The sequence below is a fragment of the Nocardia sp. NPDC057663 genome (genome assembly GCF_042799895.1).
GTDB lineage: Bacteria > Actinomycetota > Actinomycetes > Mycobacteriales > Mycobacteriaceae > Nocardia.
This window is the reverse complement of the sequence record NZ_JBHVHX010000001.1, coordinates 985,006-986,421: the sequence shown is the minus strand read 5'-3', so window position 1 is coordinate 986,421 and position 1,416 is coordinate 985,006. Positions and strand designations below refer to the sequence as shown.

Genomic DNA, 1,416 nt, shown 5'->3' with positions numbered 1-1,416 from the left:
CCGGTCTGGATGGCGCGTTGTCGGGCGCGGTCGACGCTGGTGGCGATCTCACTGCCGGATTGGGCGGTGCGTTGACTGGTGCGGCTGGTGTCGGCGCTGGCCTCGATGGTGCGTTGACTGGTGCGGCTGGTGTCGGTGCTGGTCTCGATGGTGCCTTGGAGGGGGCAGCCGGTGTCGGTGGAGATGTCGCAGCTGGACTGGGCGGTGCTCTTACTGGTGCGGCAGGCGCCGGTGTGGATGGCGCGTTGTCGGGTGTGGTCGACGCTGGTGGCGATCTCACTGCGGGATTGGGCGGTGCCATGACCGGTGCTGCTGGTGCCGGCGCGGGAATCGGTGCTGGTCTCGATGGTGCGCTGACTGGTGCTGCTGGTGTTGGCGCGGGTGTCGGTGCCGGTCTCGATGGTGCCCTGGACGGGGCGGTCGGTGTCGGTGGTGGTGCCGCCGCTGGACTGGGCGGTGCTCTTACCGGTGCGGCAGGTGCCGGGCTCGACGGTGCGCTGACCGGTGCGGTTGGTGCGGGCGGCGATGTCGCGGGTGGGGTCGACGGTCTGGTCGGCGGGGCCGCTGGGCTCACCACGGACTTCGGCGCGAACCTGGGGGGTCAGCTCGGTGGTGGCCTGGACGCCGGGCTGAGCGGTGCGACCGGTGCGGCGGGTGGGCTCGGCGCCGGGGTCACCGGTGGGCTGGGTGCCGCGGGCAACGCCGGGGCCCAGGCGGCGGGCAGCCTCGGTGCCGCCGCGAGCACCACGGCGATCACCGGTCTCGACGGTGCGGTCGGAGCAGGTGCGGAAATCGGCACCGGGCTCGAAACCGGTTTCGGTGGCGCCGCGTCGGTGGGCACCGATCTCATCGGCGGTCTGACCGGCGGTCTCGGCACCGGCATCGGTGTCGACGGGCTGATCACCGGCGGCGGTGCCGCGGAGGCCACCACCGGGCTGGACACGGCACTGTCCGCCACGACAGGCATCGGACTGACCACCGGCCTGCAGGGCGGCATCGACACCGCCGCGACCCTCGGCACCGGCCTGGCAGGCTCGGTCACCACCGGCGCGCAAGCTGGTCTCGGCGCGGCTGTGGAGTCCGGCGCCGGCCTGACCGGTGGCGCGCAGGCGGGTCTCGGTGGTCTCGCGGAAAGCGGTGTCGGCCTTGCAGGTTCGGCGGCCGGTGGTGCGCAGGCTGGTCTGGGCGGTGCCGCAGACGCGGGTGCGGGCTTGGCGGGAGGCGCGCAAGCGGGCCTGGGTGGCCTGGCGGAAACCGGTGTCGGCCTTGCTGGTTCGGCGGCTGGTGGTGCGCAGGCTGGTCTGGGCGGTGCCGTAGACACCGGCGCGGGCTTGGCTGGTTCGGCTGCGGGTGGCGCGCAGGCGGGCCTGGGTGGCCTGGCGGAAACCGGTGTCGGCCTTGCTGGTTCGGCGGCTG

At 73.7% G+C, this 1,416-nt stretch carries 1 protein-coding gene; it reads right to left on the bottom strand.

Annotated features, from left to right (window positions below):
- On the bottom strand, positions 1-1,416 hold a 1,416-nt coding region (locus ACFVAV_RS04660; protein ID WP_379029850.1), incomplete at both ends, for a hypothetical protein.